Genomic DNA, 14,540 nt, shown 5'->3' on the forward strand with positions numbered 1-14,540 from the left:
CCGTCTACCTAATCGGCCGCAGCCACATCCTATAGCGCCGGAGCGTTTCCGGCCCCCTGTGTTCAAACGTGGGGGCGTTATCCAGTATTAGCCTCAGTTTCCCGAGGTTATGCTGGTCTATAGGGTAGTTTGGCCACGTGTTACTGAGCTTTCCGCTACGAATCTAAGTTCGTGCAACTAGCATGGCTAAATCGAACTCCAATAGCAATGGCCTCCGGCAGGATCAACCGGAATGGTTTCCGAGCATAAAGCTCGGTGGGTCTGGCGGAGACACTATGCGTAATGCATTGTGTGCTATGTGTCCGTCGTTCGACGACCCCGAACCAACTATCTGGACGGGTGTCACCGAACTACCAGGGCTAACATCAGATTCCATCGTGTACGGCTGACCGCAGGGGTGGAATCCTCATTTCCTTCGGACTTGATTGAAGGCGGAGAAGGGTATTAAACCCTTCGAACCTTCGTTGTCCGAGATTGCGAAGCGGTTTGAACGCTTCGCAGATCGCGTGTGGAGTCTTTCTTCGCGTTCATATCCGACGCCCCGTTTGTACTTAAGGGCGTCGGATTTCGCTCGTCCTCGGCGAGTGTCGCCGAGGGCGCGTGTCACATCCAATCCGAATCGCCTTGTATAGTTAAAGGCACCGGATTGGATGTGTTTTGGGCGTCCCAAACCGCGGGACGCCGCCGACATTACATCCGAATGCTCCTATACACTTAAGGGCATTGGATTGGGTTTTCTTTCGCCCGACTCCGACTTTCAGCCGCGATGGCATGGGAGTCAGGCGGTCACCCGATGGGAGACCACCGTGCGACCTTCGCATTTGTACGAATGGCAGGCATACATTTAAGCCCGTCGAATGAGATGTTCTTTGGGAAGTCTCAGCACGTCACACATGGTAATCGCAGAATAACGACCACGACAGTGTGTTTGTAATGGTTCCATACGCGTGCGAAAGTACACTATAATATATTGTATCAGAGATGTATTGGACGATGAATTTCCGTTCAGTGAGTTTTAGCAACGGATTTCAGCCGAATACAGTTACAATGAACGTACGGGTCTGAGGATACCTCGTACCAACTCAAACGGAACAGCGTTTTCGGGAATCTACTTCTGTCGCGTCACAAAAATCAGCCAAAAGTCGTCCAAAAGAAGAACAGTCATGCCGAACAACTGCTCGCGCGCGTTCTGCTGGAATCCACGAATCCAGAAACTGTAGTATCAATTCGTCACCTGATTCGAACCCGAACCAATATATAGATTCACGGATATAGCCGTAACCGGAGTATCTGAATGTCATCAACATCAGCAGACCACGAGAAAAGCGTCTGTTGCGTCGTCGAATCGTTCGAACAAATCGGGTCGCAGTGGCGACTCGTCGTCCTCCACGACCTCCAAGACGGTGAAAAGCGGTTCAACGAACTCAAACGCTCCACGGGGGCAAGTTCTCGGACACTGTCACGCGTGCTCGACGACCTCGGCGAGATGGGGTTCGTCAGCCGTCGAACAGAGGCCGATGCACCGATTGCGACCTACTACAGTTTGAGCGACAAGGGACATTCGCTCGCCCCTGTTTTCGACGAAATAGGAACGTGGGCCGACGAGTGGCTGTAATTTCGTAAACCTCACAGAGCGAGAACGTGGAGCAGTTGCGATCGGGCTACGAACGAGATGATAGCGTAGCCTCCTCGCCGAGGGGTAGGCTTCCCGGAGACGGGGGCGGATTTCGCCGACGATGTCGGAGTCATACGTCCAAAATCCGTAGAATCGGTTCGGTTCGCGCTCTTCCGCCAACAGAGCACAGTCGGTTGCTCCATCGGGGGCGTCGAAGACCACGAACCACGTTTGTTTGATTTCTTTTTCCTCAGTTGCGTGAATCGCAAGCGAAGATTCCGGAAGGTCACAGTCGAGGGAACCGTAGACGTGTGCCTCACAGCCCGATTCTACGATTTTTTCGTACAGGTTCCACTAGTCGCGCAGAAGCGAGAGTCGCTCGCGAGAATCATTCGGCGCTTACAGTAGGATGTAAACACGGTATCGTCAACGTGCGTAAGCACCTCGGGGTGCGGAAGCGAGTCGAAATCGGTCGTATCGAGCAGTTTCCCTTCGAATGCGAGGGCCTCTCGGCGATCGGAAAGAGGAGACGCAGCGAGATATTCTGCACCCTTGTGGAGGACGGCGAAATCCCGTGGTAGTCTGTCCTCCGTTTGCTCCTGTCGAACCGCGACGTTCTGTACCGCGAAATGAGTCTCGATGTCTTGGAAGGCGTGTTGGGAACGTCCGAATTGAACACCGTGAGCGTCTTCTCACGGGATTCGATACTCCCGAGAATATCCATCAGTGTCATCTGGTATCGGTTCACTGGTAGTAACGGATTGGTGATAAACATTCACCTACAGCAGGGCTAATAGAGTCTGTGCGAACGAATCCCATTCCGAAAGCGACAACTATTCGGCGTATCCGTCCTGAGAACCGATTATGACAACCGGCGTCGTCGTACTCAACTTCGGAGAACCGGCCAAACCGACGCGAGAGAACGTGCTCGGTTATCTGGAGCGCATCTTCATGAACAACGCCGATTTGGAAGGCGACACCACCGAGGAAGAGGCGCGCGAGCGCTCCCGCGAACTCGCCGAACGGCGCGTGTCGAGCCTTATCGAAGAATACGAGGAAATCGGTGGCTCTCCGCTCGACCCGCAGGCGAAAGCACAGGCCGACGCGCTACAGGCCGAACTCGATGAACGAAACCTCGATGCGAAAACCTACGTCGGCATGCAGTTCACCGAACCCTTCATCGCCGACGCGGTGGAACAAGCCCACGAAGATGGCGTGGACGAACTCGTCGGGCTTCCCATCTATCCCCTCTGTGGAGCCTCCACAACGGTCGCTTCGCTCGAAGAGATGACTGACGCCGTCGCCGAATTGGACTGGGACGTTCCGGTTCACGAGGTCACCGGCTGGCACAAACATCCGACCTACAACCGGATTCGAGCGGGCAACATCCAGCAGTACGCCGACGAGCAAGGACTCGACCTCGGTGACGAAGACACCGAACTGGTCTTTTCAGCGCACGGAACCCCAACCCACTATCTGGACGAAGGCAGTCGCTACGACACCTACGTCGATGAGTTCTGTACCGTGATGGCTAGCGAACTCGGCGTCGAATCCTACTCTCTCGGCTTTCAAAACCACGGCAACCGGAGGATTCCATGGACGGAACCCGAAGTCGAAGACGTAGTTACGGAAGTAGACGCAGAACGCGTCGTCATCGAGCCAATCAGCTTCATGCACGAACAGAGCGAGACGCTCTCGGAACTGGACGACGAACTCCGCGAGGAGGCAGAGGAGGTCGGACTGGATTTCTACCGAGTTCCGGTTCCCCACGACGACGAGCGATTTTCCGGCGTCCTCGCCGACCTCGTAGAACCGTTCGTCGCGGATTTCGACCCATCCTACTACCAGTTCCGCCAGTGCCAGTGTAAGGACACGCCGGGCACGATGTGTCTCAACGCCCCATTCAAGCAATGACGGTCGGTATCGTCGGCGGGGGCATCACGGGACTCGCGCTTGCTCATCACCTCGAAAAGGCGAACGTAGAGTACGTCGTGTTCGAATCAGCGGCGGAACCGGGTGGCGTCATCCGGAGCGGACGAGTCGATGGCTATCTGCTGGAGTGGGGACCACAACGACTTCGCAGAACAGAGCCGGTCGATGAACTCATCACCGACCTCGGAATGGACGACGAGGTCATCGAGGCCGGAGAGACGAAACTGTTCGTCTACGCCAACGGAAAACTCCGGCGAGCACCATTCTCAATCGAGGAGTTCGGCACGACCGACCTGCTCTCGTGGCGCGGCAAACTCGACGTGCTGAAAGAACGGGAAACCGACCCAGCAGACCCCGACGAAACCGCGGCGGAGTTGTTCATCCGAAAGTTCGGCGAGGAAGCCTACAGAAACCTCATCGGCCCACTGTTCGGCGGGATTTACGGCTCCGAACCCGAAGAGATGCCCGTCAAGCACGCGCTTTCCGGCGTTCTCCTGATGGAACAGAAGTACGGCGACCTGCTCACCCCGGTTCTCAAGCGCGCGATGGCGGGCGGAACGTCCGCACCCGCGATTTCGTTCGAGGACGGCGTCCAGCGACTTCCAGAAGCGCTCTACGACGCACACGCCGAAAACGTCCACCTCGAAACTGCGGTCACAGAAATTCGGAAATCGGATGACGGCTACCTGCTCGAAACCGACGCAGAAGAGTTCGCCGTGGACGAGATAGTCCTCACCACTGCCGCGGAAGTGAGCGCCGACCTCCTCGATGGCCTCGCCGATTCCGCGGATGCGCTCGCACGCCTGAACTACAACCCCCTCGCGCTGGTTCACCTCCGGGCCGACTGCGACCACGACGGATTCGGCTATCAGGTGCGCCACGACGAAGGACTCGATACCCTCGGCGTCTCGTGGAATGCGAGCATGTTCGACAGGGAAGGAGTGTATACGGTTTTCCTCGGCGGAATGAAGAACCCGGAACTGCTCGAAGAAAGCGAGAAGACGCTCGGCGAAATCGCGCGAACAGAGTTCAACGACGTGATGGACGCGGATGCGGACGTGGTGAGTGTTGCCCGACTCGGCCGAGGATTCCCGGCCTACGACACCTCGTGGGACGCACTCGACGAGTTCGAAACACCCGATGGAATCCACCTTGCAACGAACTACACCGCCAGAATGGGCGTTCCGAGTCGGATTCGGGAAGCAAAGAAGGTGGCGGCGGCGCTGGCCGAGTCGCGCGCGACTCGGCCAGCAGGTCGAAAATAGGGACGAAACACGCCAACCGTTCTCGGCGGAGACTTATAACCGAAAACAAAGCTAGTTCGAGTCAGTGATTCGGATGAACTAGCAGTCGGTTCTCCTTAGCGCTCCACTTCCTTCGCCGCGTCAACGAACGCTTTCGCATTTTCGACGGGCGTGGTTCGGTCGATTCCGTGGCCGAGGTTCAGGATGTGTCCCGAATCGCCCGCTCTCTCGATGACCTCGTGGGTTTTCTCTCGGACGAGTTCCGGGTCGCCGAGCAGATAGGAAGGGTCGAGATTGCCCTGAACGGGTGTATCACCCAGTTTCTCCCGAGCGTCAGCCATGTCGATTGTCCAGTCCAATCCGACCACGTCGGCACCGGATTCTTGAAGCAGGTCGAGTTTGCCGCCGGGATGGCGCGCGAAGACGATGGACGGCACGTCGATAGCGTCGAAAATGCGCTGGTGAAGCGGCAGGACGAACTCCCGGTAGTCGTCCGGCGTCAGCACGCCCGCCCACGTGTCGAACACTTGAACGACATCCGCGCCGTGTTCGACCTGATATTCGACGTACTCACAAACCACGTCGGTGAACGCCTCCAACAGGTCGCGGAAGGCGTCGGGATGGTTAGCTCGAAACCGGCGAATCGGTTTTCGGGAAGTCGGTTCGTCGCCGACGACGTAGGACGCGAGGGTGTACGGCCCGCCAGCGAAGCCGATAATGCTCGTCTGGTCGCCGACGCTGTCCTGCAGTCGGGTGAGCAGTTTCCCGACATAGTCGATTTCGGTGGTTACGTCGCCGGACTCCGTCGGTACGTCGTCCGGACTCGTGACCGGATTCGAAACGACGGGGCCGACGCCGCTTTCGATGTGGTAGTCGAAGCCGAGCGGTTCGAGGACGGTGAGAATGTCCGAGAACATCACTAATCCGTCGGGTTCGAACAATTCCCACGGAAGCAACGTAATACGTTCCGCGACTTCCGGATTTTTGATTGCCTCCTTGAAACTGTACTGTTCGCGGATATCGCGGTACTCCGGGATGTACCGGCCAGCCTGTCGCATCAGCCAAACCGGTGGGCGCTCGGTGCGTTCGCCGCGTGCCGCACGAACCAACAGGTCGCTCATGAGACGAAATTGGTCGGTGACCGTCTAAGCATTTCGACTCTAGAAGACGTTCGTCGCAAAAATACGAAATCGAAAAGCGAATTTCGAACGACTACGCCGAGGCGTCGTAGCCAGCGTCCTCGACGACGGAAACCAGTTCGTTGGTATCCGCGTCACCTTCGACGGTGGCCGTTCCCGCCTCGTGGTCGGCGCTCGCATCAGAAACGCCGGACAGGTCTTCCAGCGCATCGACGACGCTCTGTTCGCAGTGGCCGCAGTTCATTCCATCCACCTGAATCGTGGTTGTCATGCACGCTACTCGTTCCCCATGGGTTTTTTCAGTTTCGGAAGGTGTGAGAGTAGCCGGAGAATTTAACACAGGTTACTAACAGAGGATAATTCATTTATTAAATAAGCGGAAATTGAACCGGTATGGAGGAATACACAGGTCAATCCGGTAATGGTGTGTGATAACGAAAACTGTTTTTATTCTACCACTCCAAAGGGAGTGTAATGCGACAACTCGACGACACCGACCGGGAGATAATCCGGTTGTTGGTAGAGGACGCTCGCCGTCCGTACAACGAAATCGCCGAAACAGTCGGTCTGTCACCGCCGACCGTCTCCGACCGCGTCGAGCGACTGCAAGAAATCGAGGTCATCCGCCGATTCACCGCGGATTTGAATCACGACATCCTTTCCGACGGACTGTCCCTCCTCGTCACCGTCAACGCCAAGCCCGGTCACGTCGGTGGCATTCGGGAATCACTCGCGTCGTTCGACGGCGTCGAACACGTCTTCGTCACTGCCGACGCCCACATCGTCTGCAAGGCAAATTTGCAGGAGCAAGCAATCGAGACACTGTTATCGAATGCCATCGGCGAAGAGGCGGTTCGGGAGTACGACGTGCAACTACTCGTGGACGACGAATGGAATCCACAACCCGGAACTATCGATTTCGCGCCGGACTGCGTGGAATGCGGCAACACCGTCACGGAAGAAGGTGAATCGACCCGAATCGAGGGCGAACTCTATCACTTCTGTTGTTCGTCCTGCAAGGCGCAGTTCTCCGACCGATACGAGCGTCTGCAAGAGGGTGCGACAAACTGATAGAATAGATACAATAATTCGTTTCAGCGAACCGTTTTGATGCCGTGTGACTAGTCAACATCCATGGCAACAGACGAAACGAGCGACTCGGGTGAGCCGGGTACAGACCAATCGTTCGTCCGCGTCGCGGACGCCGACGAACTCAGAGAGGAAGGCCGACTGCTGGTGAACCGAAACGGAAAGTCGTTGGCCCTGTTCTACCATGAAGGCAAATTTCGCGCGGTGGACAACCGCTGTCCGCACATGGGCTTTCCGCTGACCGAAGGGAGCGTGGAAGACGGCATCCTCACCTGTCACTGGCATCACGCCAGATTCGAACTGTCCTGCGGCGACACGTTCGACCCGTGGGCCGACGACGTGCAGGCGTTCCCAATCGAGGAGCGCGACGGCGACGTCTACGTGAACATCGCACCGAAACGCGACGCACCACCGGAAGAACACTGGACGGGACGACTCGAAACCGGCCTCGAAGAGAATCTTCGGCTCGTGGTGGCGAAATCAGTTATCGGCCTCTCGAACGCGGACGTTCCGGATTCGGAACCGCTTCGAATCGGCGCGGCGTTCGGCACTCGGTATCGAGAACAGGGATGGAGTTCGGGCTTGACGATTCATTCCTGCATGGCGAACGTCCTCCCCGACCTCAGAGCTGACGACAGACAGCGGGCGCTCTACACCGGCCTGCGGCACGTGGCCTCTGACTGTCAGGGCGAATCACCGCGGTTCGACCAACCGTCGTTCGAGACGGAAGACGTCTCGGCAGACCGACTTAAAAAATGGTTCCGTGACTGCGTCGAGGTGCGTGACCGCGACGGTGCGGAGCGCTGCCTACAAACCGCGATTGCCACCCTCGAACCGGGGCAAGTCGCGGAAATTCTGTACACCGCGGCGACCGACCACCTCTATCTCGACGCCGGACACAGCTTCGATTTCGTCAACAAATCGCTCGAACTGCTAGACCACATCGGCTGGGAACACGCCGACACCGTTCTTCCGAGCGTCATCCCGCGCCTGACCGACGCCCAGCGGAGCGAAGAACTCTCTTCGTGGACGCAGCCGATTGATTTGGCTGAACTGCTGTTCGACCGTTTCGACCAACTCGGAAAGTTGGTCGATGCGGGCAATGAAAAAACGTGGAACGAACCGGAGAATTTCACGGAAATCCTCCTCTCCGACGACCCGCACGAAATTCTCGACGCGCTGAAAGACGCGATTCGGGCAGGGGCGACCTGCGAAGAGTTGGCGGACAGGGTTTCGTTTGCCTCCCTGATGCGGGTCGCCCAGTTCGGCACCGCGAACGAGTTCAGCGATTGGAACACCGTCCACCACACGCTCACCTACAACAACGCGGTTCAACAAGCCGCGAAACGCGCGAGTTCGATCGCGCTCTATCGCGGCGTCCTCGCGGGTGCGATGAGCGTCTACCTCGACCGATTCTTGAACACGCCGCCGACGCCCGTGCCGACCATCGACTCCTCGGACGCCAATCCCGAAGACCTTCGCGAAGAACTGCTGGAAACGTTCGACGAGGAGGGCAACGTCAACGCCGCCGGGGCAATCGTCGCGGAGCATTTCTCGGCGGGCGGCGACCCCGACGACTTGAAAGAAACCCTCGGTCGGGCACTCCTCCGCGAAGATGCCGGATTCCACACGTTACAGAACTTGGAAGCCTCGTTTGCGCAGTTCGACCTGCGAGAGGACGAGGAAGAGAAAGAATTGGCCCTGATTTCGCTGGCCCGCTACATGGGCGCGCACTTCCCGACGCGCCGGGAGGCGGAACAGACCTACGTCATCGCGGATAGGCTGAACCGGGGCGAAAAGATTCACGAGTCGAGCTGAGCGGGGTCGATTCGAGTGAGCGAATATTCGTTCCATAGTTCTTGTCGGGGGTCGTCATTTGGATCCACGGGAATGCGTGGAGAATCTACAAACAGATACCAGCACGGTCATCCAGTGTCCGTTTCATTTCGACAGGATTATCATTTTTGACTGAATCGAGTACCAACCCATGCCGAACGAGTCAGAATCCGACGTGAACGACCCGGCACAGTGGTGGAACGAGGTATACGAAAGCGAGACCACCCCTCCATGGGATATCGGTGAGCCACAGCCGGCCCTCGTGAACGCTGTCAGGAGTGACGGGCTATCAGGTCGCGTCCTCGACGTTGGATGTGGGACCGGAACGCACGCACTCTGGGTAGCAGCGGAGGGGCATACAGCCGTGGGCATAGACTTCTCCGAGAAGGGAATCGAACAAGCACGAGAGAGGGCCGAAGAACGGGGTCTCGACGCGACGTTTCGGGTCGCAGATGCACTTGACGTCTCCGACGACATCGGAACGTTCGACACCGTGCTGGACAGTGGTTTGTTTCACGCATTTCAGAACGAACAGCGCGGGGAGTACGCCCGTGAACTCGCAGGTATCGTCTCGATAGGAGGCCATGTGTTCCTCATCGGATTTGGTGCAGGTGCCCCGGAGGATGGAGGGCCGAATCCTCTCACTCCTGACGACGTATCTTCCGCATTCGCCCGGAAATGGAGCGTCTTGGAAACGAAGGAAGTGGCGTTCGAGACGCGCGAGACCTCGTTCCCCGGTTTACTCTCGGTTATCGAACGAGTCTGAGCGTTGGTGACCAGCACACGATTCTAATCTATCGATGTATTGAGCCACTCCATTTTAGACCAAATTCCGACCGTCTCTAACAGTCTCCCCGATATTCATCATGCAGTTCGTATCATCTGCCGAGATTTCCAACAGTACCAAAAATCCATATCCGCAACTCATTTTACATGCGTCCTCGTCCATGAGGACAGGTAATACAATTGTAGTTGTATTATTCCAATTTAATTGGGCAACCTTTATACACACACGACCAGACACCACATATTGCGGCTAAAATATCGACACCCCACATAGAGGGGTTCAAGCTGGAGGCCCACGTAGTGACAACTATGAACTGCCCGGACTGCGGGAACGAGCGCACGCGAGTCATCGACACGGAAACGAGCGCCGACGGAACGTCGGTGCGGCGACGGCGCGAGTGTCAACGCTGTTCGTTCCGGTTTACCTCCTACGAGCGTCCGGAATGGGACTCCCTCCAAGTCAAGAAACGCGATGGACGCATCGAATCATTCGATTCCGAGAAACTGCGCGCAGGAATCGACCACGCCGTCGAGAAGCGCCACGTACCCGAAGAGAATGTGACGAATCTGGTCGAAGCGGTCGAATCCGACTTGCAATCTCGTGAGACTCGAATCGTCTCGTCCAGTCTGGTCGGCGACCTCGTCTCCGAGCGATTGCGCGAGCTAGACCAAGTGGCGTACATCCGATTCGTCTCGGTGTACAAGGCCTTCTCCGAACCGGAGGAGTTCCTCCGCGAACTCGACGCGGTTCTCGATTCCGAACTCGATGCATCCAGTTCAATCGATTCGACCGATTTGACCGAATCAGCCGATTTAACCGACCAATCCGATACAACATGAGCCAACACGCTACCGCAACGACCACCGAAGACGTCCGGTCGATTCTCGACCGGGCACGCACGGGCGACGAAACGATTCTCTCCGACGACGAGCGCGACGACCTCTGCACCGAAATCGAGCGCACCCTCTACGACGGCGCATCGACCGACGAGGTCTATCGAGCGATTCTTCAGGCGCTCACCGCACGAGTCGAACGCGAACCCGCGTTCAAAACCATCGCGGCGGGCGTCTTCCGCCAGCGATACTACCGCGAAATTGTCGGCGACGACCTGACGGGCTACGAACTCGACCGCGAGTACCGCGCCACTTTCGTCGCCAATCTCGAACGTGCGGTCGAAATCAATCTACTCGATAGCCGACTCGTCGAGCGATTCGACCTCGAAAACCTCGCGGAGTACCTCGAACCGAACCGCGACGAGAAGTTCGAGTACATGGCGATGGAGACGCTCTATCAGCGATACTTCCTCAAAACCGAAGAGAACGGCGAGCATCTCGAACTGCCACAGGCGTTCTGGATGCGCGTTGCGATGGGACTCGCAATCGAAGAGGACGACCCGCAAAAACGGGCCAAGGAGTTCTACGACGTGCTTTCGAAACTGGAGTTCACGCCCTCGACGCCGACGCTGTTCCACAGCGGTTCGACCCACCCACAGCTCTCCTCCTGTTATCTGACGACGGTACAGGATGATTTGGAACACATCTTCGACTCCTACAAACACCACGCACAGCTTTCGAAGTGGAGCGGCGGCCTCGGCAACGACTGGACGAACCTCCGCGCTGGCGGCGCGCTCATCCAATCCACGGGCGTCGAATCGACCGGCGTCGTGCCCTTTCTCCGCATCAGCAACGACGTAACGGCGGCCATCAACCGCTCCGGCAAACGTCGCGGCGCATCCTGTGGCTACCTCGCCTGCTGGCACATGGATTTCCCCGCGTTCATCGACCTGAAGCGCAACACGGGCGACGAGCGTCGGCGCACGCCGGACATGAACACGGCGGCGTGGATTCCTGACCTGTTCATGAAGCGCGTCGAAAACGAAGAGAAGTGGACGCTGTTCAGTCCCGACGAGGTGCCCGACCTCCACGACCTGTCGGGTGAAGCGTTCGAAGAGCGATATCTCGAATACGAACAGCAGGCCGAGGATGGGCAATTCCGCCAATACGAACGAGTTGACGCCCAAGACCTCTGGCGCAAGATGCTCACCCGACTGTTCGAAACGGGCCATCCGTGGATAACGTTCAAAGACCCGTGCAACGTTCGCTCGCCGCAAGACCACGCCGGGACGGTTCACTCCTCGAACCTCTGTACCGAGATTACCCTAAACACGAGCGAGGACGAACACGCCGTCTGTAATCTGGGAAGTGTGAACTTCGCCACGCACGTTTCGGAAGGTGAGAGCGCGGAACGGAGTTCCGCGGAAACCGAGCGGGCGGACTCGCCCGCGAGGCTCGACCGTGACCATCTCGCGGAAACCATCGAAACCGCGATGCGGATGCTGGACAACGTGGTTGACCTCTGTTTCTATCCGACCGACCAAGCCGAATATTCGAACATGCAACACCGACCGGTCGGACTCGGCACGATGGGCTTCCACGACGCGCTGATGGAACTGGAGATACCGATGAACTCCGAGGAGGCAATCGAGAAGTCGAACCGCTGGCAGGAGTTCGTCTCCTATCACGCGATTTTGAACTCCTCGAAACTCGCCGAAGAGCGCGAGTCGTACCCTTCTTACGAGGGGTCGAAATGGGACAGGGGACTGCTCCCGCAGGACACGGTTGACCTGCTCGAATCCGAGCGCGGACGAACGATTCCGACCGAGAGGGAAGAGTCGCTCGACTGGTACGTCGTCCGCGAACACGTCGAAGAACACGGAATGCGGAACTCGAACACGATGGCAATCGCGCCGACCGCGACGGTTTCGACCATCAACGGGACGACGCCCTCCATCGAACCGCTGTACTCGAATCTCTACGTGAAATCCAACATGTCGGGAGATTTCACGATTATCAACGACCAACTCGTCGCAGACCTACAGGAAGAAGGCCTTTGGGACGAGGAGATGGTGGACAGAATCAAATATCACGACGGTTCCATTCAGGAAATCGACGCAATCCCGGACGGCCGACAGGAGTTGTACCGCGGCGCGTTCGAAATCGACCCGCGTCATCAACTCCGACTGACTGCACACCGCCAGACGTGGATTGACCAGTCGGTTTCGCACAACGTCTTTTTCCCGTCCACGGACGGCACGCTTCTCGACGACATCTACAAAACCGCGTGGGAGTTGGGCCTGAAAACGACCTACTACCTCCGAACCCTCGGCGCGTCCCAAATAGAGAAATCGACGCTGGACATGGCCGAGTACGGGAAGAGTCAGCACCGGAACGGTTCGCAGTCCGAATCGGCCAAAACAGATGGCGGACGACGAACCGGCGACCAGCAAAGTGCTGAAAACGAACTCTGTACCGTCTCCGACCCCACCTGCGACGCCTGCCAGTAAACCGAGACAGACGATTTTCACAACCCATGCCGATTATCAACAACGACGCGGAACACGACCCGAACAAGATACTGCCAATCGACTACGACTGGGCGCGCGAGTACTACGAAGCGGGCGTCAACAACAACTGGGTGCCACAGGAAATCCCGATGCAGGACGACATTTCCCAGTGGAATGGCGATGCCCTCACGGACGCCGAGCGCCAACTCATCGAGTGGAACCTCGGCTTTTTCTCGACAGCCGAATCGCTCACCGCGAACAACATCGTCCTCGCGCTGTACGAGTACGTGACCGCCCCCGAATGTCGCCAGTATCTCCTGCGACAGGCCTACGAGGAGGCGATTCACACGGACACGTTCATCTACTGCTGTGATTCGCTCGGCTTCGAACCTGATTACCTCTACGGAATGTACGAACGAGTTCCGTCCATCGAGGAAAAAGACGAGTTCGTCGTTGACCTCACGCGAGCAATCAATCGGCCCGATTTCACCATCGAGACGGACGAGGACGTGCGCGAATTCGTCCGCGACCTCATCGGTTTCTACGTCATCATGGAGGGAATCTTCTTCTACGCCGGATTCGCCATGATGCTCGGCCTGAAGCGCCAGTCGAAGTTGGTCGGTATCGGCCAGCAGTTCGAGTACATCATGCGCGACGAGTCGCTTCACCTCGGGTTCGGCATCGACCTCATCAACGAAATTCGAACTGAGAACCCCGGCATCTGGACGGACGAGTTCGGCGACGAAGTTATCGACCTCATCACCGAAGCAGTCGAACTGGAGAAAATCTACGCCTACGAGGCCTGCCCGGACGAAATTCTCGGTATGAGCGCGGAACAGTTCGCCGACTACGTCGAACACATCGCCGACCGCAGGTTGGAGCAGTTGAACCTCCCCAAACAGTACGGAACCGACAACCCGTTCCCGTGGATGTCCGAACAGACCGACCTCAACAAGGAGAAGAACTTCTTCGAAACGCAGGTTACGGAGTATCAAAGCGGCGGGTCGCTAGACTGGTCGTAGGCCAAAATGTAGGATTTACACCGATTTTTTCGGCGAACCCAGCGCTTCCCTGCGTTTGCGACGACGCCGGAGGGCGTCATCGCGGAGCGTTTCCTGTTCGTCGCTCGGACAGCAAACGTCCGGAACAGATGCCGGTTGCTCGTCTCCATCCAACGCGACCATCGTGAAAAACGAGGTTGCAGTGTCTTGTTTCTCGTTCTCGCACGGGCGTTCTGCGCCGACGTTCACGAGGACGTCCATGCTTGTCCGTCCGGTTTCGAAGACGTAGCCTTCGACGGTCACGATGTCACCGAGGTCGATTGGGCCGAGGAAATCGACGTGATCCATCGACGCCGTAACGACCTGTCGCCGGGAAAATCGCCGGGACGAGATGGCGGCACAGATGTCCATCCAGTGGAGAACCGACCCACCGAGCGCTCGCCCGAGGTTGTTCGCGTCGTTCGGCATCAGGATTTCACTCATCACGGTGTGCGACTCCGAAAGTGGCGCAGTTTCGCGCATCAGAAGCGCCTACACGACCGACACAGATAAAT

12 protein-coding genes and 1 rRNA gene are annotated in these 14,540 nt (G+C 57.5%); 9 read left to right on the forward strand and 4 right to left on the reverse strand.

The annotated features are described in order from the left end of the window. Positions 1-234, reverse strand: a 16S ribosomal RNA gene (locus HL45_RS15340); the annotation flags it as partial. Positions 235-1,294: 1,060 nt separating this feature from the next. Here HL45_RS15340 and HL45_RS15345 point away from each other — a divergent pair. From HL45_RS15345 to hemG, 3 genes are all read left to right on the forward strand, one after another. Then, a complete protein-coding gene (locus HL45_RS15345; protein ID WP_049972077.1) occupies positions 1,295-1,615 on the forward strand; it encodes a winged helix-turn-helix transcriptional regulator in 321 nt (106 codons plus the stop codon). An 864-nt stretch (positions 1,616-2,479) separates the two neighbouring features. Further along, positions 2,480-3,529, forward strand: a complete 1,050-nt coding sequence (gene hemH, locus HL45_RS15355) for a ferrochelatase (RefSeq protein ID WP_049972079.1) — start codon at positions 2,480-2,482, stop codon at positions 3,527-3,529. Further along, entirely contained in the window at positions 3,502-4,812 is a 1,311-nt protein-coding gene (gene hemG, locus HL45_RS15360; protein ID WP_233274806.1) for a protoporphyrinogen oxidase, read from the forward strand. Before hemH ends, hemG begins: the two co-directional genes overlap by 28 nt. A 95-nt stretch (positions 4,813-4,907) precedes the next feature. On the opposite strand, the gene hemE is transcribed toward hemG, so the two are convergent. Together hemE and HL45_RS15370 are read right to left on the reverse strand one after the other, a co-directional pair. Then, positions 4,908-5,912 carry a uroporphyrinogen decarboxylase gene (gene hemE, locus HL45_RS15365; protein ID WP_049972081.1) on the reverse strand — a complete coding sequence of 335 codons (1,005 nt, stop codon included), beginning with the start codon at positions 5,910-5,912 and terminating at the stop codon, positions 4,908-4,910. Positions 5,913-6,003: 91 nt separating this feature from the next. Further along, positions 6,004-6,201: a heavy-metal-associated domain-containing protein gene (locus HL45_RS15370; protein WP_049972082.1), complete on the reverse strand. Its 198-nt coding sequence runs from the start codon at positions 6,199-6,201 to the stop codon at positions 6,004-6,006. 203 nt (positions 6,202-6,404) lie between these two features. Between HL45_RS15370 and HL45_RS15375 the strand changes: the two genes are divergently transcribed. The 6 genes from HL45_RS15375 to HL45_RS15400 all read left to right on the forward strand — a co-directional run bounded on the left by HL45_RS15375 (position 6,405) and on the right by HL45_RS15400 (position 14,007). Next, positions 6,405-7,001, forward strand: coding sequence for an AsnC family transcriptional regulator (locus HL45_RS15375; RefSeq protein WP_049972083.1), 597 nt, complete (start codon positions 6,405-6,407; stop codon positions 6,999-7,001). 63 nt (positions 7,002-7,064) lie between these two features. After that, entirely contained in the window at positions 7,065-8,837 is a 1,773-nt protein-coding gene (locus tag HL45_RS15380) for a Rieske (2Fe-2S) protein (protein WP_049972084.1), read from the forward strand. 169 nt (positions 8,838-9,006) lie between these two features. After that, positions 9,007-9,621 carry a class I SAM-dependent methyltransferase gene (locus HL45_RS15385; RefSeq protein ID WP_049972085.1) on the forward strand — a complete coding sequence of 205 codons (615 nt, stop codon included), beginning with the start codon at positions 9,007-9,009 and terminating at the stop codon, positions 9,619-9,621. Between the two features lie 329 nt (positions 9,622-9,950). Continuing rightward, on the forward strand, positions 9,951-10,481 hold the full coding sequence (gene nrdR, locus HL45_RS15390; protein ID WP_049972086.1) for a transcriptional regulator NrdR: 531 nt from the start codon (positions 9,951-9,953) through the stop codon (positions 10,479-10,481). Next, on the forward strand, positions 10,478-12,985 hold the full coding sequence (locus HL45_RS15395) for a ribonucleoside-diphosphate reductase subunit alpha (RefSeq protein WP_049972087.1): 2,508 nt from the start codon (positions 10,478-10,480) through the stop codon (positions 12,983-12,985). The genes nrdR and HL45_RS15395 overlap by 4 nt, the downstream gene beginning before the upstream one ends. A gap of 26 nt (positions 12,986-13,011) precedes the next feature. After that, positions 13,012-14,007, forward strand: a complete 996-nt coding sequence (locus HL45_RS15400) for a ribonucleotide-diphosphate reductase subunit beta (protein ID WP_049972088.1) — start codon at positions 13,012-13,014, stop codon at positions 14,005-14,007. Positions 14,008-14,022: 15 nt separating this feature from the next. Here the strand turns inward: HL45_RS15400 and HL45_RS15405 are convergent, their stop codons facing one another. Next, positions 14,023-14,508, reverse strand: coding sequence for an acyl-CoA thioesterase (locus HL45_RS15405; protein WP_049972089.1), 486 nt, complete (start codon positions 14,506-14,508; stop codon positions 14,023-14,025). Positions 14,509-14,540 lie beyond the last annotated feature (32 nt).

This window comes from Haladaptatus cibarius D43, from assembly GCF_000710615.1.
Classification (GTDB): Archaea; Halobacteriota; Halobacteria; order Halobacteriales; family Haladaptataceae; genus Haladaptatus; species Haladaptatus cibarius.

Excerpts from the sequence above, each read along its gene's own strand:
- HL45_RS15345 (WP_049972077.1), top strand. The coding sequence starts at position 1,295 with ATGTCATCAACATCAGCAGACCACGAGAAAAGCGTCTGTTGCGTCGTC.
- HL45_RS15400 (WP_049972088.1), top strand. The coding sequence starts at position 13,012 with ATGCCGATTATCAACAACGACGCGGAACACGACCCGAACAAGATACTG.
- HL45_RS15385 (WP_049972085.1), top strand. The coding sequence starts at position 9,007 with ATGCCGAACGAGTCAGAATCCGACGTGAACGACCCGGCACAGTGGTGG.
- HL45_RS15380 (WP_049972084.1), top strand. The coding sequence starts at position 7,065 with ATGGCAACAGACGAAACGAGCGACTCGGGTGAGCCGGGTACAGACCAA.
- nrdR (WP_049972086.1), top strand. The coding sequence starts at position 9,951 with ATGAACTGCCCGGACTGCGGGAACGAGCGCACGCGAGTCATCGACACG.
- hemH (WP_049972079.1), top strand. The coding sequence starts at position 2,480 with ATGACAACCGGCGTCGTCGTACTCAACTTCGGAGAACCGGCCAAACCG.
- HL45_RS15395 (WP_049972087.1), top strand. The coding sequence starts at position 10,478 with ATGAGCCAACACGCTACCGCAACGACCACCGAAGACGTCCGGTCGATT.
- HL45_RS15370 (WP_049972082.1), bottom strand. The coding sequence starts at position 6,201 with ATGACAACCACGATTCAGGTGGATGGAATGAACTGCGGCCACTGCGAA.
- HL45_RS15375 (WP_049972083.1), top strand. The coding sequence starts at position 6,405 with ATGCGACAACTCGACGACACCGACCGGGAGATAATCCGGTTGTTGGTA.
- hemE (WP_049972081.1), bottom strand. The coding sequence starts at position 5,912 with ATGAGCGACCTGTTGGTTCGTGCGGCACGCGGCGAACGCACCGAGCGC.
- HL45_RS15405 (WP_049972089.1), bottom strand. The coding sequence starts at position 14,508 with ATGCGCGAAACTGCGCCACTTTCGGAGTCGCACACCGTGATGAGTGAA.